The following is a 20,075-nucleotide window of genomic DNA, read 5'->3' on the forward strand; positions in this document are numbered from 1 at the left end:
GCTTGCTGCGTCATCTGCTTGCGTACCCCGTTACCGTTTTGTTAGCCGCTCTTAGTGTCCTCCGCATAAAAATAGATTCCAAAGCGCATTCGCTGAGTCGCCTGCAGGTCCCCTTTGTCGCCTTGCTGTCTATGCTTTTGCGTCTCATACCCCCGGCAGCGTCGGCAAGCCGAGCCGTCATGTGGACAACCGCTGCCTGGTGATGGCAGAGATTTGACGGGGCTTGTTCAGCGTAGCCTCAGGGCCCGCAGCAATCCGGCAAATACGCGGTAGCGAACCAGACTAGCAAACCGCAGAACAGCACTGATGCCACGCACACAGCCAATAGCAGCCCAAACCGCGGCTTACTTGGTTCCTCGTGTTTGTCGTTGGACATTTCTGGTAACTTTGTTTCTGGAATTTAATTATCCAACATTCGCTCAGACGCTCAACCCCGGATCGGCCGATAACGCCTACAGATCGCGCCTCAAAGCCTCATTTTATGCAGCCGTGCCGGAGGCCGACTTCGCGCAGGCGGCATCGCGGCTTCATTGTGACGAATCGAACATCGGTGCCGTAACCCCCTCGGGAATTACGCCTGAGAGATTCGGAACAGTGCCGCGTCATTACATCCGCTGCACAGAGATGGCGCCGACAGCGGAACACTGGTACAGCGTAGCGAGGGGAACCCACAGGCGACTCAGAGAATGCGCTTTGGGATCTACTTTTATGCCGAAAATGCCGGGCCTCTAGAGGATGAATCGAACCCCAAACCGCCTAAAAGGTAGCGGATCGGACTCGCTTCCGTAGATTGACTCCTCAGGAGAAGGTCCACAAGTAGCGCATTGGCATCTTGGAGCCAGAGTTCGGCAACATCCGGCACGACAAGCGCTGGAGCGTCTGATATACAGACCCATTTGAGCCGGGCAATTGGACATCGAGCACCCCCTCACGTATGCTGCTTTCAACAAGCAAGTGCCGTCACATAGGTGATCGCCTTGATGGATGAGTAAAGGGTGAAATATGAAAACGCCGATATCCGACTCTGCCTCTGCTCCGGTTGACATAGAACACGTTGACCACTTGCGTTTCCATCGGCCCCACGCACATCTCGCCGCCCCTTTTGGTAATGATTGGGTCGCACTCAAAGCCGAAGCGTTTGCACGGTTTTTCGGAACCCCGATTTTTCTAGTGGTGCAAACAATCATTGTTGCTATCTGGATCGGGGTGAATGCTCTTGGTCTCACCAAGTTTGATATCTATCCATTCATCCTGCTTAATCTCGCATTCAGTCTGCAAGCGGCATATGCTGCGCCACTGATCCTGCTCGCTCAGACGCGGCAGGCTGAGCGAGACAAAGCCCATGCCGAAGCTGACGCGCTGCACAGGGAGGACCTTGCCACTGCCTACGAACAACGACAGGAAATTGCCGCGCAAAATGCGGCGCAAATGCTGGAGCTACTGCGACAGAACACACAACTGACCGAAATTACCCAGAAACTAACTGCGCGTATTGAAGCGCTGACGGTGGAGGTGCACAATAGGTTTCTGCAAACGGACACCAAACTCTCCGTTGGGAGTTCCTGAGGGATCGTTGGGTCGTCGTATTCTTTCTGAGTTCGGAAATATTTATGGGAGAGTGGCCGCCACGTTATGGGAGGCGCCAAGGGGGTATCCTCGAATTCAATGCGACGCGAGGCCGAGAATCCTTGTCCAAGGTGGGTTATCTTTCGATAGGGGTCTCTGGTAGAGCACCATCGGATGTTTTCGTCCTTTGGGGAAAATGATCCAACTCCGGTTTTTCGGGGGAACCATGCCAAACTTTAAAGATCTCATCGCATTCATTGCTTCGACAATTTTTCTGTTTGAACCGGTTTCGGCCAACGCTGAACGCATTGACTTTGACTCTGCTGCAAGAGACAGTCGTGCAGTTCAGATATTCCAGGGCAAGACCCAGTACACCGATCACATCTATGGCGAATTGCAGCTGCCTTTGAAGGGCGCGGGGCCTTTTCCGGCGATGGTCATCATGCATTCCAGCCGAGGCATCGTCGACACTATCGGCAATTGGTCGAGAATGTTTAACGAAATAGGCGTCGCCACCTTCGTGGTCGACAGTTTTTCTCCGCGCGGTCTCACGGAATACAGCGCCGACAGGCTCACCTTTCCAGCAGGTGTTATGGATGCGCTCCGTGCACTCAACGTGTTGCAAAAAGACTCAAGAATTGATGCGGAAAGCATTGGCGTAATCGGATTTTCTCGAGGAGCGGTAGCCGCGATGGACTCTAGCTTTGAGCGCTATCGCATCGCCGCTTTGGGTACAGATGGCCCCCGTTTTGCTTTGCATATTCCGTTCTACGGCGGATGTTCGGAATACGCGAAGACTACCGACAGTCCGATTCTGACCTTTATCGGATCTGATGACGACTTCACCAGCCCTGAGCTTTGCCGCAAACATACTGAAATCCTGAATCAACAAGGCAGCAAAGCTGAACTTGTCGTATACGAAGGTGCACTGCACGGTTTTGATTGGGACTATGCCCGTCAAAACATGCCGATGATTAGGAACTTTAAAAACTGTCTGATGCTGCAGAGTCTGGATACATTTGATGCAGTTTTGCTGGACGGTCGTACCCTAACCACTGAAGAACGCACGGACTATGCGAAAAGCTGTTACGGCCGCGGCGCGACGCGTGGCGGTGACCGCAAGTATGCAGCTTTGGCTCGTGAGCGGGTCAAGCAGTTCGTTGCCCAACACTTCAAATTGCCGCGCTGATCATTTGATCGGCACCGGCGTTGTTGTTCGGATCGTCTAACGCCAGTGGTAGCAAGCCAAAACTGTATCTGCAGGCATCACCGCGTGGGCGTATCTTCGTACGATGACCCGCAAGTGCTTTACGGGCTGATCTATAAACAGGTAAAAATCCAGGGAACAAGCCACGGTCGCCAGCAGCACGACTAAAAAATATTCTGTACCGTTCAATCCGCCGCTCACGTTGGAGAATAGACAATATTGGTTAGCAAATGGATGTATCACTTTGCATCCTTCTAGGGTCTCGCGGCGGAGTCTGGAATCAAGGCAGGTTTTGCTTAAGCCCGAAAAGCGCCGAACTGTTTTTAGACTCGTCGACCAACCAGCGCGTGGGGCGTTCAGGGGCCCGCTGTATTAGGGTGTTGCGAGCGCGCTGACTTACAAGACCAGCGCTGCGGTTGCCTACAGCAGTGTCCCACCCCAGGCTGCTGCGCGAAAGACCGACGGCGTGGTGCCCTGCGTCTTACGAAAGGCCGAAGCGAAGGCAGAGGGCTATGTCATAGAACCAACCTGGCTACTATGGTCCATCGGCTTAGGCTTGGCGCTCGTGGTTTTTTTCAAATGGAGCTGAATCGGCACGTACAGTAGTTTTCGCTGCGACCTGCGCGCTTGGTATTTGGCGCTACCGGTTGCCTACGAGAAAGCATTGGCGCATCATCGCGCTTACTTGTGGAGCTACTGCACCACGGCTTACAACGAAACAAGGGCCATGGTCTTTGACTCCGCCGACAGCTATACCGGCGAACATGTAAGAGACTTCTTGGGCCTGCCTGGTGAAGGCTGCTGGCACGGCAGCTTGATTTGCGATGACTTCAGCGGCGACAAGACCTGCTTCGCGATGGGCGTGACTGAGGCTAGGTGCTTTGAGCATGTGCGGTGCAAAGTTCACGAGCTGTGGGCTGACTACCAGAGCACCGTCGGCGAGCGGGCGCTGAGATTCTTCATATCGCTGTATGACATTCAGAAGCACGCACTGCGTCATCCACACTCCAGAAAAGGTTGACACCATCACCATCCTCAACGGTCAACCCCATGCGAATCAGCGTTTCGCGTGGCGTGTCTTTTACACGGGCCAGCATCAGTGAAGTACCTTGCCCGCGTAGGCTGGTGGCCAGTTCCGCCAACGCTTCTACTGCCGTGCTGTCCAGATCGTCACTCACTTCCAAGCTCAGCACCACCACATTTGCGTTTAGTGCTTTGGCCCGCCGGCGCACTACCCGAAATACCTGTTCAGCGTTCGCAAAGAACAATGGTTCCTCCGGGCGCATGATCAGCGTACCGGCAGTCAGTGTTACCTCCGGGTGCCGTGCACGGTCAAGGTAGTCCCGGGTGCCTGGCAGTTGTCCCAGCTCGCTGACCAGTGGCTGCGAAAAACGACGGATTGCCAGTAGAAGCGACATTGCCACTGCCAACAGCATGCCAAACAGCACACCGAACAACAGGACACCCGCGGCCGCTACGACTGCCAGCCAACCATCACCTCCAGAACGAATTGATGCGATCACAGAAGCAGGCCAGAGGTTGTGCGAAAGAATCGCCAGGACGACTGCCGCCAGTACTGGCAGTGGTAGCAGCGCCAGCAAAGGACGTGCAAGCCACAACAAAAGACCCAGTGCCAGGGCTGCAAATACGCCAGCCCATTTGCTGTGTCCCCCTGCAGCGTGGCTGGCCGAAGCCGCAGAGTATCCGGCACCTACAGGCAATCCCTGTGCCAGTCCGCTAATCAAGTTGGCTGTTCCCAATGCAAGCAACTCGCGGTCCGCATTGACCTCGTCGCCGTTTTGTAGCGCAAGGGACCGCACGGACCCCCAGGATTCAGCAAACAATATCAATACCAAGGCGGGTGCTATTTCCAGGGTCCGCAACCACTGTTCTGTGCTGAGGTTCGGCAGGCTCCAGGTCAGGGGTTGCCAAGCGATATCACCGACAAGGATCACCTGATGTGCTCCGAGCTCAAACGTCGCTGATAACACGATACCCAATCCCAAAACCAAAAAAGAGGTGGGCACAAATATCCATCGGCGCAGTCCGTGGTGAATGAGAAGCCACAGGGCAAGCGCGCCCGCACCTAAAAGAGTACTGACTGAACGCCATTGCTCTGCTTCAATCAGCCAATTCCAGAAAAGAAGTCCAACCTGAGAGCCGCTTGCGTCCACGCCAGTGATATGTGGCAGTTGCTTGATCATGATGGTCAGTGCCAGTGCCCATGCAAAGCCACGCAATACTGGTCTGGAGATAAAAGCCCCTAAAAAACCTGCACGTAAGGCTGCGGCCAACAAAAAGGCCATGCCAGTCAACCCGACCAGCGCATAGCCCATAGCCGAGCCGCCGATGGCAAGTGCGGAAGCGAACACGGCTGCCGCTGAAGAGGTGGGCGCGACCATCGCAAAGCGGCTTGTCCCCAACCATGAATACACGCCAAGTCCAATCAGGCTCGCAAGCAGGGCATGCATGGGCTCTACGCCTGCGATGGCTGCATAGGCGACAGCCTCTGGCAACAGCACACCTGCAACCGAAACCCCGCCAATATGTCTGCCAGCCAGTTCCTCCAGCTTGAAGTCGTTTCCGATCCGGAAACGCTTGAGAGTATTACTGGATTCATGCCGGCTTAGGCCATCAACGGCAAAGCCTTACCTGACCAGCCTGGCAGGTGGGCGGCTTCTGCGCTATGGCAGAGCTTGAGTGCGATTTTCAATGTGGCCCCAGGATCCCGCTGCAGCTGCGCCGGTTTGACCCGCCGGCGGAAGAAATCCGCCCACAAGAATTCCGCAAAAGGCGTTGCGTCCTTGGGGAAGCCACCCGCGCGTCGCACGTCACCAGCCAAACTTCGATAGGGGTCGTCAACCATTCCTGTGAGTGCCTTGGGCAAGTCTGCGACCGTCTGGCGCTTCCCCTTAGCGTCATAAGGGTGAACCCATTGGTGGTGGTCCATGAGAGTCCAGAACTCATCTTTGGCGAGCATGCTTAGATCTTTTAGAAGCACAACAAAGCTTTCGACAACGTCTTCTTCCAGTAAAGCAAGTCCGAGATGGTGGTGGTCAACGATGTAAAAATTCTCACTTGGCCCCTTCACCGCGGGAAACCAGTGGCTGGCCAGAAAGCGACGCCGCTCGGTTTTGCCCAATCCGGTCCAGAGGCTGCGTTTTTCCTGTACTTCGCTAAAACCCACCGTAATCTGTGTGGGTCGCAGACGCCGGAGATCGACTTTGACGAGATGCTGATGGCGGGTATGCATGTGAACTCCCTGAGACGGTGAAGTTTGGTCACCCGGAGTATCACTCAATGGATGCGTTTAGTATTCACCTTGGCGGTTTTGTCGCAATAGCGTTCCACAGTTGTGAAAGGTCAACGCGGTCACTACGGATTAGGAAGCCAAGCTGTAGAACTGCTGTGCAGCGGACACGGGTTGCTCGCCAAGGCAGCCCAACTGCCCCTTGCGGATCATGTGCATGACTTCGATACCCGCCAGCAAGATTCGCGCACAGCGAAATGATTTGAAACCCAGCATCGGTCTGGTGATCCGTTTGATCGACCGGTGATCTTGTTCAACAATATTGTTCAGATACTTGTTTTGTCGCAGTTCAATTTCTGCCCCAGTGTCGGTTTTGACGCTTGCGATGGCCGCTGTGTTGGCGCCACTTTTGTCGATCGTGATCTTGTCGGGCAGGCCGTGCAAGCTGATGGCCTTTTCCAAGAATCGACGGGCAGCTGCCAAGTCGCGTTTGGCCGTGAGCAAGAAGTCAACTGTGTTACCTTCACGGTCGACAGCCCGGTACAGGTATTTCCAATCGCCAGCTACTTTGATATAGGTTTCGTCCATGCGCCAGCTCGTGCCGACTGGCCGTTTGCGGCGCCCAAAGACCACCGCCAGAATCGGCATGATCTTGACGGCCCAGCGGTGAACCGTGGCGTGATCCACGAAAACACCTCTTTCCTGCATCATTTCTTCGATGTGCCTCAAGCTCAGTGGATAGGCCACGTACCAGCGTACACAAATTAGCATGATTTCCAGCGGGTAGTGCATCCGCTTGAGCACCTTACGCAGTTCGCCAATCATCGTCTTCTGGTATCTGTCAGTCATGGCGCGATTGTCTATCGGCGCTTACTGCGACTAAACCTGAAAAGGTATTTTGGTGACCCGAATGTCGCCTATGCAGCATCATGAATAAATCGTGCCGGATCAATAAGGTCTATGGTCGCGCAGACTCGGGTGGTGCGCTGCTTTGCGCTACGGCTCATCACGATATCTCGGCGTCCAACAAGCGGCGGGCGCGTGCCACCACGTTGTCGGTCGTGAAACCGAATTCACGCATCAGCGCGCCAGCTGGTGCCGACGCGCCGAATCGATCAACGCTGAGCACTTCGCCTTTGTCGCCGACATATTGATGCCAACCTAGCGCGCTCCCGAGCTCCACGGACAGCCGCGCGTGAACTGCAGGCGGCAGGACTTCGTCGCGGTAGCTCTGGGGTTGCGCATCGAACAGATCCCAGCTCGGCATCGAGACGCAGCGTACGGCGACACCTTCGGCTTGCAGGCGTTCAGTGGCGGCCAGGACCAAAGTTAGCTCCGAGCCGCTGGCCAACAGGATCAGATCGAGCCCGTTTCGCTTACCGGTGGCAGCGGGTGCGTCCCGCACGACGTAGGCGCCGCGGCGCAATCCCTCGGCGCTGGAATACTGATTGCGGTCGAGCGTGGGCAAATCCTGCCGCGTCAGCACCAGCAGCACCGGGCGATCGCGGGTCTCGATCGCTACCTTCCATGCCACTGCAGTTTCGTTAGCATCGGCCGGACGGATCAACGTTAGGTTCGGCATGGCACGCAAGCTGGCGAGCTGCTCGACGGGTTGGTGCGTAGGGCCGTCTTCACCCACGGCGATGCTGTCGTGTGTGAACACGTACACCACATGCAGGCCCATTAGCGCGGCAAGTCGAATAGCTGGCCGCATGTAATCGGAAAAGATGAAGAACGTCGACCCAAAAGCCAGGTAGCCGCCGTGCGCGGCCAGCCCGTTTATGATGGCGCCCATCGCATGCTCGCGTACGCCGAAATGCAGGTTACGACCGGCGAAACTCCAGCCACCGGCGTCGCCGCCTTGCGGGTTTTCGCCAACGCGCAGCGGCGGGTTAAAGGTGCCCTGTCCCTTCAAGGCCGTGTGGGTCGATGGGTCCAGATCGGCCGACCCGCCAAAAAGCGCGGGCAGGCCGGACGCAATAGCGTTCATTACCTGCCCACCGGCGACTCGTGTGGCAATGCCTCCCTCGTCGGCGGGGAAGTCTGGTATCTCCGTGTCCCAGCCCGCCGGCAGGTCGCCGCGCAGGCGCCCCTGCAGTTCGGCGCACAGCGCTGGGAATGCCTCGGCGTAGCCCCGCATGCGCGAGTTCCAATCGGCCTCGGCCTGTTCGCCCCGCGCCAGCGCACGGCGGAAGTGTTCGAGCGCTGCCGCCGGCACGAGAAACGGTGGATCGAGCGGCCAGCCCAGCGCCTGCTTGGTGCGACTGACGTCCTCGATACCAAGCGGCGACCCATGCGCCTTGAAGCTGTCCTGTTCCGGAGAGCCAAAGCCGATGTGCGTACGCACGAGAATCAAAGAGGGCCGAGTAGTCTCGGCACGCGCCGCGACCAGCGCCGCATTCACCGCGTCCAGGTCGTTGCCGTCGACGACGACCAGAGTCTGCCAGCCGTAAGCCTGGAAGCGCGCCACGCGATCTTCGCTGAACGTGATGTCGGTGCCCGCTGAGAGCGTGACGCGGTTGTCGTCGTACAGGCAAACGAGCTTGCCCAATTTCAAGTGGCCAGCCAGCGATGCCGCTTCTGCCGCCACGCCCTCCATCAGGTCGCCGTCGCTGACGATCGCCCAAGTGCGGTGGTCGATAGGCGCATAGTCGCCCTGGTTGTAGCGTGCCGACAGATGCGCTTCTGCGATCGCCATGCCGACAGCGTTGGCCAGGCCCTGGCCCAATGGGCCGGTCGTGATCTCGACGCCCGGCGTGTGGCCGCGTTCCGGGTGGCCGGGCGCTTTGCTACCCCATTGGCGGAACTGCTTCAGGTCGTCCAGTGACAGGTCGTAGCCAGTCATATACAGCAGGCTGTAGAGCAATGCGGAGCCGTGCCCGGCCGAGAGCACAAAGCGATCGCGATCGGGCCACTGTGGGTTGGCGGGGTGGTGCTTAAGGTGGCCCGTCCACAGAGCGTAGGCCATCGTGGCCGCGCCCAGTGGTAGGCCGGGGTGTCCGCTGCCGGCCTTCTGCACCATGTCGACGGACAGGAAGCGAAGCGTGTTGATGCCTAGCAGATCGAGCGGGTTGGTCATGGTGTCGGTTCTTCCGGGATCAGGTCGCAATGTCCATCGCGGCGATGTAGTCGCCGCGGCGCGCAGCGCGATTGCAGGCGGCGCGGTGCAGTAGTGCACGCTGCGCTTGCTGCACGTTGCTGGCATCGCCACGCCAGATATCGAGCGCCGGCTGCTGAATGGCACGCGAGAATGAAAACGTCAGGGGCCAGGGCAGGCGATCCTTGAAGCGCCGGTGCATCGCATTCAGCCGGGCGGAAGCCAGCTCGGCGCTCTGGCCGCCCGACAGGAATGCGATGCCCGGCACCGCGGCCGGTACGGCGCGCAGCAGGCATGTAACGGTGGCGTCGGCCACCTCGTCTACAGCGTCTTGGTGGGCGCAGTCCAGCCCCGGCAATACCATGTTTGGCTTGAGCAGCATGCCCTCAAGCACCACGCGCTGAACATACAGTTGCGCGAGGACCTCGTGCAGCACCTGACCCGTGACTTCGGCACAGCGCTGCAGCGTGTGCGCTCCTTCCATCAGCACTTCAGGCTCGACTATGGGCACGAGTCCGGCTTCCTGGCACAACGCGGCATAACGCGCCAGGGCGTGGGCGTTGACCGCAATGCAAGCGGGGCTTGGAAGATCCACGCCGATCGTGATTACGGCGCGCCACTTCGCAAAACGCGCGCCCATCGCGGCGTAGCCCTCCAGGCGCTCGCGTAAGCCGTCCAACCCTTCAGTGACCAACTCGCCGGCGTGCCCGGCCAGGGCCTTGGCGCCGGCGTCGACTTTGATCCCGGCGATGATACCGATGTCACCCAAAGCATGGCCGAAAGTCCGGCCGCCCTGAAGTTGCTGGTGGATCGTCTCGTCATAGAGGATCGCGCCGCTGATGCTGTCTGCCAGCCCTGGCGCCGTGACGATGAGTTCGCGCCACGCGCGTCGCGACACTTCGGTCTGCGGGATGCCGAGCGCAGCAAACCGCTTGTTGCAGGTCGGGTTGCTTTCGTCCATCGCGAGCAGACCCTTGTCGCCGGCCATCAGGGCGGCTGCGGTGGCGCGCAAAGCTTCATCGTTCATTGCAAACCGCCCCAACGCCAGTTGCGGATCTCCGGCAGGTCCTGACCGTGCAGACAGATGTACTGCCGATGTTCGACCAGCTTGTTTTTCAACTGCCGCTTCAGGGCCAAGCCCTTGTCGCCGGTCTGCGGCAGACGGTCAATCACGTCCATCACGAGATGGAAACGGTCGAGGTCGTTCAGCACCGTCATGTCGAAGGGTGTGGTGATCGTGCCTTCCTCTTTGTAGCCGCGCACGTGGATGTTGTCGTGGTTGTGGCGGCGGTAGGTCAGCCGGTGGACCAGCCATGGGTAGGCGTGGAAGGCAAAAATAACCGGTTTGTCTTTCGTGAACAGCGCGTCGAAGTCGGCATCCATCAGGCCGTGCGGGTGCTCGGTGTGCGGTTGCAATCGCATCAGGTCGACGACGTTGACGACGCGGACCTTCAAGCTTGGCAAATACTCGCGCAGGATGGACACCGCAGCCAGTGTCTCCAGCGTCGGCACGTCACCGCAGCAGGCCATCACGACATCGGGGGCCTCGTCACCGTCGTTGCTGGCCCACTCCCAGATGCCGATGCCTTCGGTGCAGTGCTTTACGGCAGCGTCCATCGTCAACCATTGCGGCGCCGGGTGCTTGCCGGCCACCACCACGTTCACGTAATGGCGGCTGCGCAGGCAGTGGTCCATCACCGACAGCAGACAGTTTGCGTCTGGCGGCAAATAGACACGCACGATCTCGGCTTTCTTGTTGACGACATGATCGATGAAACCCGGGTCCTGATGGGTGAAACCATTGTGGTCCTGACGCCAGACGTGCGAGGCGAGCAGGTAGTTCAGAGACGCGATCTTACGCCGCCACGGAATGTGCGATGTCACCTTCAGCCACTTCGCGTGCTGGTTGAACATCGAGTCGATGATGTGGATAAAGGCTTCGTAGCAGTTGAAGACACCGTGACGGCCGGTCAGCAGATACCCTTCGAGCCAACCTTCGCACTGGTGCTCGCTCAGCATTTCCATCACCCGGCCCGTGGGGGCGAGGAACTCGTCGTTGGACTGGGTTGACGCGTCCCACTGCCGCTGCGTAACCTCGAAGAGCGCGACCAACCCGTTGGAGAGCGTCTCGTCGGGGCCGAAGACGCGGAAGTTGCGTTGCGCATCGTTCCACTTCGCCACGTCGCGCAGGAAAGGGCCTAATACACGTGTGTCGCCGATGCCCGGCGCCCCGGGGACCGGCACGTCGCACGAATACACTCGAAAATCCGGCAGATGCAGGTCGCGCAGCAGCAGGCCGCCGTTGGCGTGCGGGTTGGCGCCCATGCGCCGCGTTCCTGCGGGCGCGAGTTCGGCCAGTTCCGCTATCAAGCGGCCCTTCTCGTCGAACAGTTCCTCGGCGCGATAGCTTTTGAGCCACTCGTCGATCAACGCGAGGTGGCCCGGGTGCGCGGCAGGGTCAGTGATCGGGACCTGGTGGGCGCGGAAGGTGCCTTCATTCAGCAGACCATCGACCTCCTTCGGGCCGGTCCATCCCTTGGGCGAATCGAGCACGATCATCGGCCAGCGTGGACGCATTGAGTGGCCCGCGGTGCGCGCGTCGTGCTGGATGCTGCGAATCTGCTCGACCGCCCGGTCCAGGACCGTGGCCATGGCTTCGTGCATCAGCGCCGGCTCGTGCCCGGAGACAAACAACGGCGCCCAGCCATAGCCGCGCAGCAACTGTTCCAGCTCTTCGCGCGTGATGCGTGCGAGCACGGTCGGGTTGGCGATCTTGTAGCCGTTCAGGTGCAGGATCGGCAGCACCGCGCCGTCGGTCACGGGATCGAGAAACTTGTTGGAATGCCAGGCCGTGGCCAACGGTCCGGTTTCGGCTTCGCCATCGCCGACGACGCAGGCGACGATCAGTTCGGGGTTGTCGAACACGGCGCCAAAAGAATGACTGAGCGAATAACCAAGCTCGCCGCCTTCATGTATCGATCCCGGGCATTCGGGCGACGCGTGGCTGGGTATGCCGCCGGGAAAGGAGAATTGCCTGAAGAGCTTCTGCAGACCAGCCACGTCCTGGCTGATGTCCGGGTACACCTCGCTGTACGTGCCTTCGAGGTAGGTGTTGCCTACGACTGCGGGCCCGCCGTGTCCAGGCCCTGAGACGTAGATCATGTCCAGGTCATATTTCTTGATGACCCGGTTCAGGTGCACGTAGATGAAGTTCTGCCCCGGTGTCGTGCCCCAGTGTCCGAGCAGCATGTGCTTGATGTCGGAAAGCAACAGCGGCCTACGCAGCAGAGGGTTGTCGTAGAGGTAAATCTGCCCGACCGACAGGTAATTAGCGGCGCGCCAGTAGGCGTCTATGCGCCCGCACAGGTCGGGCGTCAAGGTGTTGGTGCTCATGGCGCCGGGCTGGCTGCGCCGAGATTGATTTCACGAGCGATGAAAACGTGTTTCATTCGACCAGTGAAGCACGCTCGCAGGTCCCTGTCTGTGCGCAAGCGTACCCATGCGCACGGGTATATGCCGGTATGCCATCCACCAGTGCGAGCGCATGATCGGACAGATGCACGGTTTCCTCAGCGCTGTCGGCGCTCATCCTCACTTGGCACTTGTGGTCGTGTTCATGGTTGCCCTGGCTGAATCCTTGGCCGTGGTCGGCACCCTAGTCCCGGCCGCAGTTGTGATGTTCGGCGCGGGCGCTCTGATCGGCTCTGGCGCCATCGGACTTTGGATCACCCTCGTAGCAGCTATGGTCGGAGCAATACTGGGCGACGGCCTGAGCTACGAGCTGGGACGCTCGCAGGAGGCGCGCATCAGGGCCTGGCCGGTGCTGCAACACCGCGCGAACGCGCTCGCACGCGGCGAGGCGTTCATCCGGCGCTGGGGAGGCAAGAGCATTCTGCTGGCGCGCTTCGCCGGCCCGGTGCGCGCGTTCGTGCCGCTCCTGGCCGGGTTCGCGCACATGCCGCGAGACCGCTTCTACACAAGCAATATTTTCTCGGCGCTTCTATGGGCGCCGGTGCATATCCTGCCGGGCGTGCTGTTCGGTGCTTCGCTGCAAGTGGCCGAAGCGGTGAGTGGGCGCCTGGCCGTCATCGTACTGTTGCTCGTGCTGGCGATCTGGTTCTTTGCCTGGCTGGCGACGGCAGTCATCCGCTTTGCCACGCCATGGTTTCGGCATTTGCGTGATCGCGCGGTGGCGCATAGCCGGACGCGCGACACCCCTATGGCCCGTGCTACCCTCGCGCTACTGGATCCGGCGAGCTCGGGATCGCAGGCGTTGTTGCATGGAGCGGTGCTGTTGCTGGTGGCGGGGTGGCTGTTTCTCGGCGTGCTCGAAGACGTGCTGTCGAAAGACCCACTCGTGCAGCTGGACCTGGCGGTTTTTCACTTTCTCCAGTCACTGCGCACCGAGTCGATGGACAGGTTGATGATCGTCATCACGGAGATGGGCAGCGTCGGTGTCATCTTGCCGCTGGTGGTCGTAGTGGTGGCGTGGCTCGCGTGGCGCCGCAGCTGGCGCACTGCAGGGTACTGGATCGCCGTCACCGCATTTGCCGAGGTGCTGGTACAGCTTCTCAAGGTCACGCTTGGGCGCCACCGTCCGATCGATCTCTATGTCGGTATGGAGCGCTTTTCTTTTCCGAGCGGTCACGCCGTGCTGAGCACTGTCATCCTGGGTTTTCTGGCGTTTTTGTTGTCGAGGTGCGAGACGTTGCGAATTCGCTTGTTGATCGGGGCGGCAACGGCCATTGCCGTGACGTTGATCGCGTTTTCGCGTTTGTATCTTGGCGCGCACTGGCTGTCCGACGTGGTCGGCGGTATCTGTCTGGGGCTGGCGTGGATCGCACTGGCATCGATGGTCTACACCCAGCGAAAGGTGGATGAGGACTTCTGGCCGCGCCGACTTATGCTCCTCGTCGCTTGTGCCCTGTTCGCGTTTGGAGCCTTATGGATGAACCTGCACGCAGAGGCTGACCGGCGCCGCTACGTCGCGGTGTCTCGTGCGCAGGTCTTGAGTTACGAGCAATGGAAGGGCAAAAGCTGGCAGCAACTGCCGGACCGCCGGCTGGAGGCGGCGGGCGATACCGAAGAGCCCTTTGGCTTGCAGTGGGCCTGCGGTGAATCCGGCATCGCCGACCGGCTCGCCGCACTGGGATGGGAGCACGCACCGGCATGGTCCCTGCAGGGAGCGCTAGAATGGTTTGTGCCTGATGCACCGTGGGCAAAGCTTCCGGTGTTGCCCCGATTCGACCGTGGCAGCCGGTCCCGCCTGGTGTTCGTGCGCTGGACCACCGGGCAACCGGAAGAACGACAAGTGCTGCGTTTGTGGCACTCCGAATTGCAGGTGAGCAGGCCCAATGGCGTTACGCTTCCCGTTTGGTATGGCGCGGTGTATCGCGAAACGCACGCGAGGCGGATGCTGCTGAGCAACTTCGATGCAAGGCACGACATGTTTTCGACTGCCACGTTCGCCGCGCAATTGCCCACCGATGTGAATCGGGAGCAGCGATCACGCGACCCGGGCGATCTCGCGACGGTGCTGGCATCCTGCCCCTGAAGTCGCTCTTGCACTCAGAGTTTCGCCGTCCGCAGGCGCAAGGCGTTGCCGATCACGGACACGGAACTCAGACTCATCGCGGCGCCGGCGATCACCGGGCTCAGCAGCAAGCCGAAGAATGGATAGAGTGCGCCGGCTGCAACCGGAATCCCGATCGCGTTGTAGAAGAACGCGAAGAAAAGGTTTTCGCGGATGTTCCACATCGTGGCGCGGCTCAGACGGATGGCCTGCGCGATGCCGAGCAGGTCGCCCTTGACCAACGTGATGCCTGCGCTTTGCATTGCGATTTCGGTCCCGGTGCCCATCGCGATGCCGACCTCGGCTTCGCTCAACGCCGGCGCATCGTTGATGCCGTCGCCGGCCATCGCCACGTGTTCGCCAGCCGCGCGCAGTTTCTGGACATGTGCTACCTTCCCGGCCGGTTCGATCTCGGCTTGCACATCGTCGAGGCCTAGCGTCTTTGCTACTGCAGCGGCGGTGCGGCGGTTATCGCCGGTGAGCATGACCAGCGTTAGCCCGAGTGCATGGAGTTCACCGATGGCTTCGGCGGTGCTGGCTTTGATCGGGTCGGCCACGGCGAGGATGCCGGCGGCCTTGCCGTCGATGGCGACAAACATGGCGGTCTTGCCGTCTTCCTGGAGCGCGACAGCGGACGCTTCGAGCGCATCGACGCCGCTTACTTTTCCGTCGCGCAGGAACGCCGGCTTGCCCACCATCACCGTGCGCCCCTTCAGCGTCCCGACCACACCTCCCGCCGTCACCGAGCGGAAGTCTGTCGCCGCTTCCAGCGCGAGCTTTCGCGCCTTCGCTCCCTGCACGATGGCGGCGGCTAGCGGGTGCTCGCTGCCCTGCTCGAGCGAGGCGGCCAACGTCAGAATTTCCTTTTCGTCGAAGCCGCCTGTGGGCAGAACGTCCATCAATCGGGGCTTTCCCTCGGTCAATGTGCCGGTCTTGTCGATCACCAGCACGGTGACCTTCTCCAGCTGCTCCAGTGCCTCCGCGTTCTTCACCAGCACACCTTGCTGCGCGCCACGGCCGACACCGACCATGATCGACATTGGCGTGGCCAGACCCAACGCACAAGGGCAGGCGATAATCAGCACTGCCACGGCATTGACGATGGCGTGTGCCAGCGGAGGCTGCGGCCCCAACCAGAACCAGACGGCGAATGTCACCACCGACGTCGCGATCACCAGCGGCACGAAGACGCCTGCTACCTTGTCGGCCACGCCCTGGATAGGTGCGCGGCTGCGCTGCGCTTGCGCCACCATGCTGACAATCTGCCCAAGCAGGGTGTCGCTTCCGACCCGCTCGGCGCGCATAACGAAACCTCCCGCACCATTGACGGTGCCGCCGGTCACGCGATCGCCCTCGGATTTTTCAACCGGTAGAGGCTCGCCACTGATCATCGACTCCTCGACAGTGGAATGGCCCTCAGCTACGACACCGTCCACCGGCACCCTGCCACCCGGCACTACGCGCAGGCGGTCGCCCACCTGGACCTGTGCGAGCGGCACGTCGTGGTCGCCGTTGTCGCCAACCTTGCGGGCAATCGGTGGCGCGAGATTCAGTAACGCCTTGATCGCACTGCCGGTGCGGCTGCGGGCGCGCAGTTCGAGCACTTGGCCGAGCAGCACCAGCACCACCACCGTCGCCGCCGCTTCGAAATACAGGGGCTTCTTGCCGTTGGGATCAAGCGCGACTGGCAGCAGGTCGGGCCACAGCATCTCCACAGCGCTGAATAAGTAGGCCGCACCAACGCCCAAGGAAATCAGGGTGAACATGTTCAGGTGCCGGTTGGCGACAGAGTGCCAGCCGCGCACGAAGAACGGCCAGCCGGCCCAAGCGACCACCGGCGTGGCGAGTGCTAACTGCACCCAGCGCACGGAGTCGCTGTCGAGCCAGGCTTGGCGTCCGAGTGCCGGTATCATGTGCGACATCGCGAGCAGGAACACCGGCAAGGTCAGCGCCGCACCGACCCAGAAACGGTGCGTCATGTCGCTCAGTTCGTCTCCTTCGGCAGTTTCTGTTTCGTCGCCGCCCGCGGTTGGTGTCACCGGCTCCAGCGCCATACCGCACTTCGGGCAGTGGCCTGGATGGTCTTGCCGGACCTCGGGGTGCATTGGACAGGTGTAGATGACCCGGCCAGATGTCTGCTCAAGCCCCATCGTCATCGTACTGTCAGCAGCAGAGACCATCGCGGTTGCTGAATCGGCTCTCATGGTCGGGGCTCCGATGGAATGTCGCCTGCGCCTCGCGTGAGTTCACGGGAGACCGCGCGCGCGATCACCAGTTCTTCGTCGGTGTGCACCACGCGCACATCGACGCGGCTCCCGCCAGCGGAAATCAGCGCCGCATTCACCACATTGCGTTGCGGATCGAGCTCAATGCCGAGAAAACCAAGCCCTTCACAGATGCGCTGGCGTACCGGGGCAGCGTGTTCGCCGATGCCACCGGCGAACACCAGCGTGTCCACACCGCCGAGCGCGGCGGCATAGGCGCCGATCCACTTTTTTACCTGGTAGCAGAAGTAGCTTACCGCTTCGGCCGCGCGAGTATCGGTGGTTTCGGCGGCGAGCAGGTCCCGCATGTCTCCGCTCGTCTCGGAGATGCCGAGCAGCCCGGATTCATGGTTCGCTAGGTCGTAGAAGCGCTGTGCGGTCATGCCTTCGGTCCGGGCCAGATGCGCCGCGATGCCCGGGTCCAGATCACCCGAGCGAGTGGCCATCGGCAGGCCCGCCGTCGGCGTGAAGGCCATACTGGTATCGATGCAGTGCCCAGCGTGGACGGCAGCGAGGCTGGCGCCGCTGCCCAGGTGCGCGAGGACGACCCGTCTGTTCGCTGCGTCGGCCCCGGCGGTGCTCGCCAGTTCTTCCATCAGGTAGCCATAGGACAGGCCATGAAAGCCGTAGCGCCGTAGGCCCAGAGCTTCGTAGCGTCGCGGAATCGGCAGCAATTGCGCGACGCGTGGCATGTCGTGGTGGAACGCGGTGTCGAAGCAGGCGACCTGGACCGCTCGAGGATGTCGCTGGCGCATCAGTTCAATCAGCCGGATCTCGCCCGGAAGGTGGTCCGGGTCTACGGCCTTCAAACCGCGCAGCTCATCGAGCAGTGCCTCGCCCACGGGTTCCGGCTGACTGTGCTGCATGCCATGCACGACACGGTGCCCAACGCCCGCTACTCGCCCAAATTCCGGTTGCGCTTCCAGCCACATTAGCAGCTCTGCGGCGGCTGTATTGAAACTGTCGCCGGGAATGGGGTGTCGCGCGTGAATTTGTCCATCGCCCGCCGAAGCGTGAGGTGCCTCGACATTGATCGCGGTATCGGGCTGACCGATACGCTCGACTTGCCCGCGCAGCATGCACCGCAGTACCGGGTTCCGCCGGAAGAGCGCGAACTTTATACTCGATGAGCCGGCGTTGAGGGTCAGCACATTCATCAGGCCATCTCCGATTTGGTCAGGGCTTCGTAGCCCGCGGTCACGTCAAAAAGCTCCTCATCGATCGAGCCCTGGCGCAGCCGGTGAAAACTGGACTGCAGATGTTCGAGCAGGTCTTTGATATTCCGGTCGGCACGCTCCATGGCCGCAAGCCGGCTGGCATGCTCGCTCGCCCGCGATTCAGCGCAGGCGCGGAACAGCGAGATGAACAGGTACTCGCGGATCAGCCCGCGCAAGGTCGTCGCGCCATGGTCCAGCACTTCGGCCCTCATCTTGCCGGGCCAGGGCACCGCCGTCAGGCCCTGCTGCCAAGTGGCGTCGAGCGGCAACAGGCGCTGGCTCACGGGCTCGTACAGTGAGGCTGCCAGTGGTCGGTTGTGGAAGATATGGATCTGCCTGACCTGACTCGGACTGCTTTTCGCGGGGCGTGCCTCGATGTCTATCTGGATCTGTGCGACGAGCGGTGCGATGGCCTCGACCGAACCCGGCACGACATACATGCCCTGAACGTCCAGTCCCGCATCCTTCAGGCTTGCCTGGACCCGTTCGCCGACGGCCCAGACCTGGACTCGACCCGAGAGACCTGCCAACGTATGGACGACATGCTCGACGATCACGTCGTTGAAAGGACCCACCAACCCCTGGTCAGAGCCGAAGACGATGACACCGATCGGGTCCGACGCCGCCGCACGCAGGCGCTCGGGCACGGCCGTAGGGTCCAGCTGGGCTTGCCTGAAACATTCGCCCAGACCGAGCGAGACCATGCGGTCGTAGTCGGCCAACGCGAGCACCGAGCGCTCATAGTCGCTGATGCTCGACGCAGCCAGCGCCTTCATGGTACGTACCACGGCGCGCAGGTCACTGGCGCCGCTGATCTTGCGCCGAAGCGCCGCGATGCTGTCGCTCATGATGACACTTTCGCCGCAGCCGCTACATCGGGTTTCGGCAAGAAGGTCTTCAGCGCCGCTTCCGCGCTGGCGATGACGGCCTTGCAGTCTTGGTCGTTCAGCTTGTCCGTGCCGAGCATGCGCTCACGCAGTGGCGCATCGAGCTGGGCCGCCGCATCCTGGACAGCACGCTGCGCCTCGGCCATATGCGGCAGCGACACCGTGTCGAACAGACCGGCAGTTAGCGCCAGCAAGATGGCTATCTGGGCCGGCACTACCACGGGCTGGAACTGCGCTTGCTTCAAGCAGGCGCGGATGCGCTGGCCATGCGCGATCGTCTTGCGGGTCGCATCGTCCAGCCGCGCGCCGAAGCGAGAGAACGACTCGAGTTCCTCGAACTGTGCATAGGCGAGCTTGAGGTCACCCGCCACGGCGCGGAAGGGGCCGCGCTGCGCCTTACCGCCGACCCGCGACACCGACTTGCCCACGTCCACCGCCGGTAGCACGCCCAGTTCAAACAACGAAGGTGAGAGATAGATCTGGCCGTCGGTGATCGAGATCAGGTTGGTCGGGATGTAGGCAGAGATGTCCTCGGCCTCGGTCTCGATGATCGGCAGCGCGGTGAGCGATCCGCCGCCGCGCTCCGGGCTCAGGTGGGTTGAGCGTTCGAGCAAGCGCGAATGGATGTAGAAGATGTCGCCGGGGAACGCCTCGCGCCCCGGTGGCCGTCGCAATAGCAAGGAAAGTTCGCGGTAGGCGCGCGCATGCTGTGTCAGATCGTCGTAGACGATCAGCACGTCGCGGCCAGCCTCCATGAAGTATTCGGCGATGCTTGTCGCTGCATACGGCGTGATGTAGGCCAGGCCCGGCGCCTGGTTGCCCTCGGTGACGACGACCACCGTGTAGTCCATCGCGCCCTTGTCGCGCAGCGTGGCCACCGCTTTGGCGACCGCCGACGCGCGCTGCCCGATGGCGCAGTAGACGCAAACCACGTCCTGCCCGCGCTGATTCAGGATGGTGTCGAGCGCGATCGCGGTCTTGCCGGTCTGGCGGTCGCCGAGGATCAGTTCGCGCT

At 60.9% G+C, this 20,075-nt stretch carries 14 protein-coding genes; 4 read left to right on the forward strand and 10 right to left on the reverse strand.

From position 1 onward, the window contains the following. Positions 1-1,002 precede the first annotated feature (1,002 nt). The 3 genes from ABI546_RS03600 (at position 1,003) to ABI546_RS03610 (ending at position 3,794) form a co-directional block, all read left to right on the forward strand. Positions 1,003-1,566, forward strand: coding sequence for a DUF1003 domain-containing protein (locus tag ABI546_RS03600; RefSeq protein WP_348044195.1), 564 nt, complete (start codon positions 1,003-1,005; stop codon positions 1,564-1,566). A gap of 226 nt (positions 1,567-1,792) precedes the next feature. Next, positions 1,793-2,755 carry a dienelactone hydrolase family protein gene (locus tag ABI546_RS03605; RefSeq protein ID WP_348044197.1) on the forward strand — a complete coding sequence of 321 codons (963 nt, stop codon included), beginning with the start codon at positions 1,793-1,795 and terminating at the stop codon, positions 2,753-2,755. A gap of 703 nt (positions 2,756-3,458) precedes the next feature. After that, the gene (locus ABI546_RS03610) at positions 3,459-3,794 is read left to right on the forward strand and encodes a transposase (RefSeq protein ID WP_348044219.1); all 336 of its coding nucleotides are present in this window, start codon (positions 3,459-3,461) and stop codon (positions 3,792-3,794) included. Here ABI546_RS03610 and ABI546_RS03615 read toward each other — a convergent pair. The 6 genes from ABI546_RS03615 to ABI546_RS03640 form a co-directional block, all read right to left on the reverse strand. After that, a complete protein-coding gene (locus ABI546_RS03615; RefSeq protein ID WP_348044221.1) occupies positions 3,733-5,361 on the reverse strand; it encodes a SulP family inorganic anion transporter in 1,629 nt (542 codons plus the stop codon). The genes ABI546_RS03610 and ABI546_RS03615 overlap by 62 nt on opposite strands. 38 nt (positions 5,362-5,399) lie before the next feature. Then, positions 5,400-6,026, reverse strand: a complete 627-nt coding sequence (locus tag ABI546_RS03620) for a ParB-like protein (RefSeq protein WP_348044199.1) — start codon at positions 6,024-6,026, stop codon at positions 5,400-5,402. Between the two features lie 129 nt (positions 6,027-6,155). Beyond that, complete coding sequence (locus ABI546_RS03625; protein ID WP_348044201.1) at positions 6,156-6,872, reverse strand: IS6 family transposase; 717 nt, start codon at positions 6,870-6,872, stop codon at positions 6,156-6,158. A gap of 157 nt (positions 6,873-7,029) precedes the next feature. Beyond that, complete coding sequence (gene tkt / locus ABI546_RS03630) at positions 7,030-9,102, reverse strand: transketolase (RefSeq protein WP_348044203.1); 2,073 nt, start codon at positions 9,100-9,102, stop codon at positions 7,030-7,032. A 19-nt stretch (positions 9,103-9,121) separates the two neighbouring features. Further along, a complete protein-coding gene (locus tag ABI546_RS03635; protein WP_348044205.1) occupies positions 9,122-10,147 on the reverse strand; it encodes a class I fructose-bisphosphate aldolase in 1,026 nt (341 codons plus the stop codon). After that, complete coding sequence (locus tag ABI546_RS03640) at positions 10,144-12,513, reverse strand: phosphoketolase family protein (protein WP_348044207.1); 2,370 nt, start codon at positions 12,511-12,513, stop codon at positions 10,144-10,146. The genes ABI546_RS03635 and ABI546_RS03640 overlap by 4 nt, the downstream gene beginning before the upstream one ends. Before the next feature lie 151 nt (positions 12,514-12,664). On the opposite strand from ABI546_RS03640, the gene ABI546_RS03645 reads away from it, so the two are divergent. Further along, positions 12,665-14,674 carry a phosphatase PAP2 family protein gene (locus ABI546_RS03645; protein ID WP_348044209.1) on the forward strand — a complete coding sequence of 670 codons (2,010 nt, stop codon included), beginning with the start codon at positions 12,665-12,667 and terminating at the stop codon, positions 14,672-14,674. A gap of 14 nt (positions 14,675-14,688) precedes the next feature. On the opposite strand, the gene ABI546_RS03650 is transcribed toward ABI546_RS03645, so the two are convergent. The 4 genes from ABI546_RS03650 to ABI546_RS03665 form a co-directional block, all read right to left on the reverse strand. Beyond that, positions 14,689-16,896: a copper-translocating P-type ATPase gene (locus ABI546_RS03650; protein WP_348044211.1), complete on the reverse strand. Its 2,208-nt coding sequence runs from the start codon at positions 16,894-16,896 to the stop codon at positions 14,689-14,691. Beyond that, entirely contained in the window at positions 16,893-18,113 is a 1,221-nt protein-coding gene (locus tag ABI546_RS03655) for an acetate/propionate family kinase (RefSeq protein WP_348044213.1), read from the reverse strand. The genes ABI546_RS03650 and ABI546_RS03655 overlap by 4 nt, the downstream gene beginning before the upstream one ends. Continuing rightward, positions 18,113-19,021: a F0F1 ATP synthase subunit gamma gene (locus tag ABI546_RS03660; protein WP_348044215.1), complete on the reverse strand. Its 909-nt coding sequence runs from the start codon at positions 19,019-19,021 to the stop codon at positions 18,113-18,115. The genes ABI546_RS03655 and ABI546_RS03660 overlap by 1 nt, the downstream gene beginning before the upstream one ends. Next, positions 19,018-20,075 (reverse strand): F0F1 ATP synthase subunit alpha (locus ABI546_RS03665; protein ID WP_348044217.1); only part of this gene is annotated, 1,058 nt, incomplete at its 5' end. The genes ABI546_RS03665 and ABI546_RS03660, both read right to left, overlap by 4 nt.

Origin of the sequence: Polaromonas sp. (assembly GCF_039932935.1) — a bacterium.
In the GTDB taxonomy this organism is placed as follows: Bacteria; Pseudomonadota; Gammaproteobacteria; order Burkholderiales; family Burkholderiaceae_C; genus Polaromonas.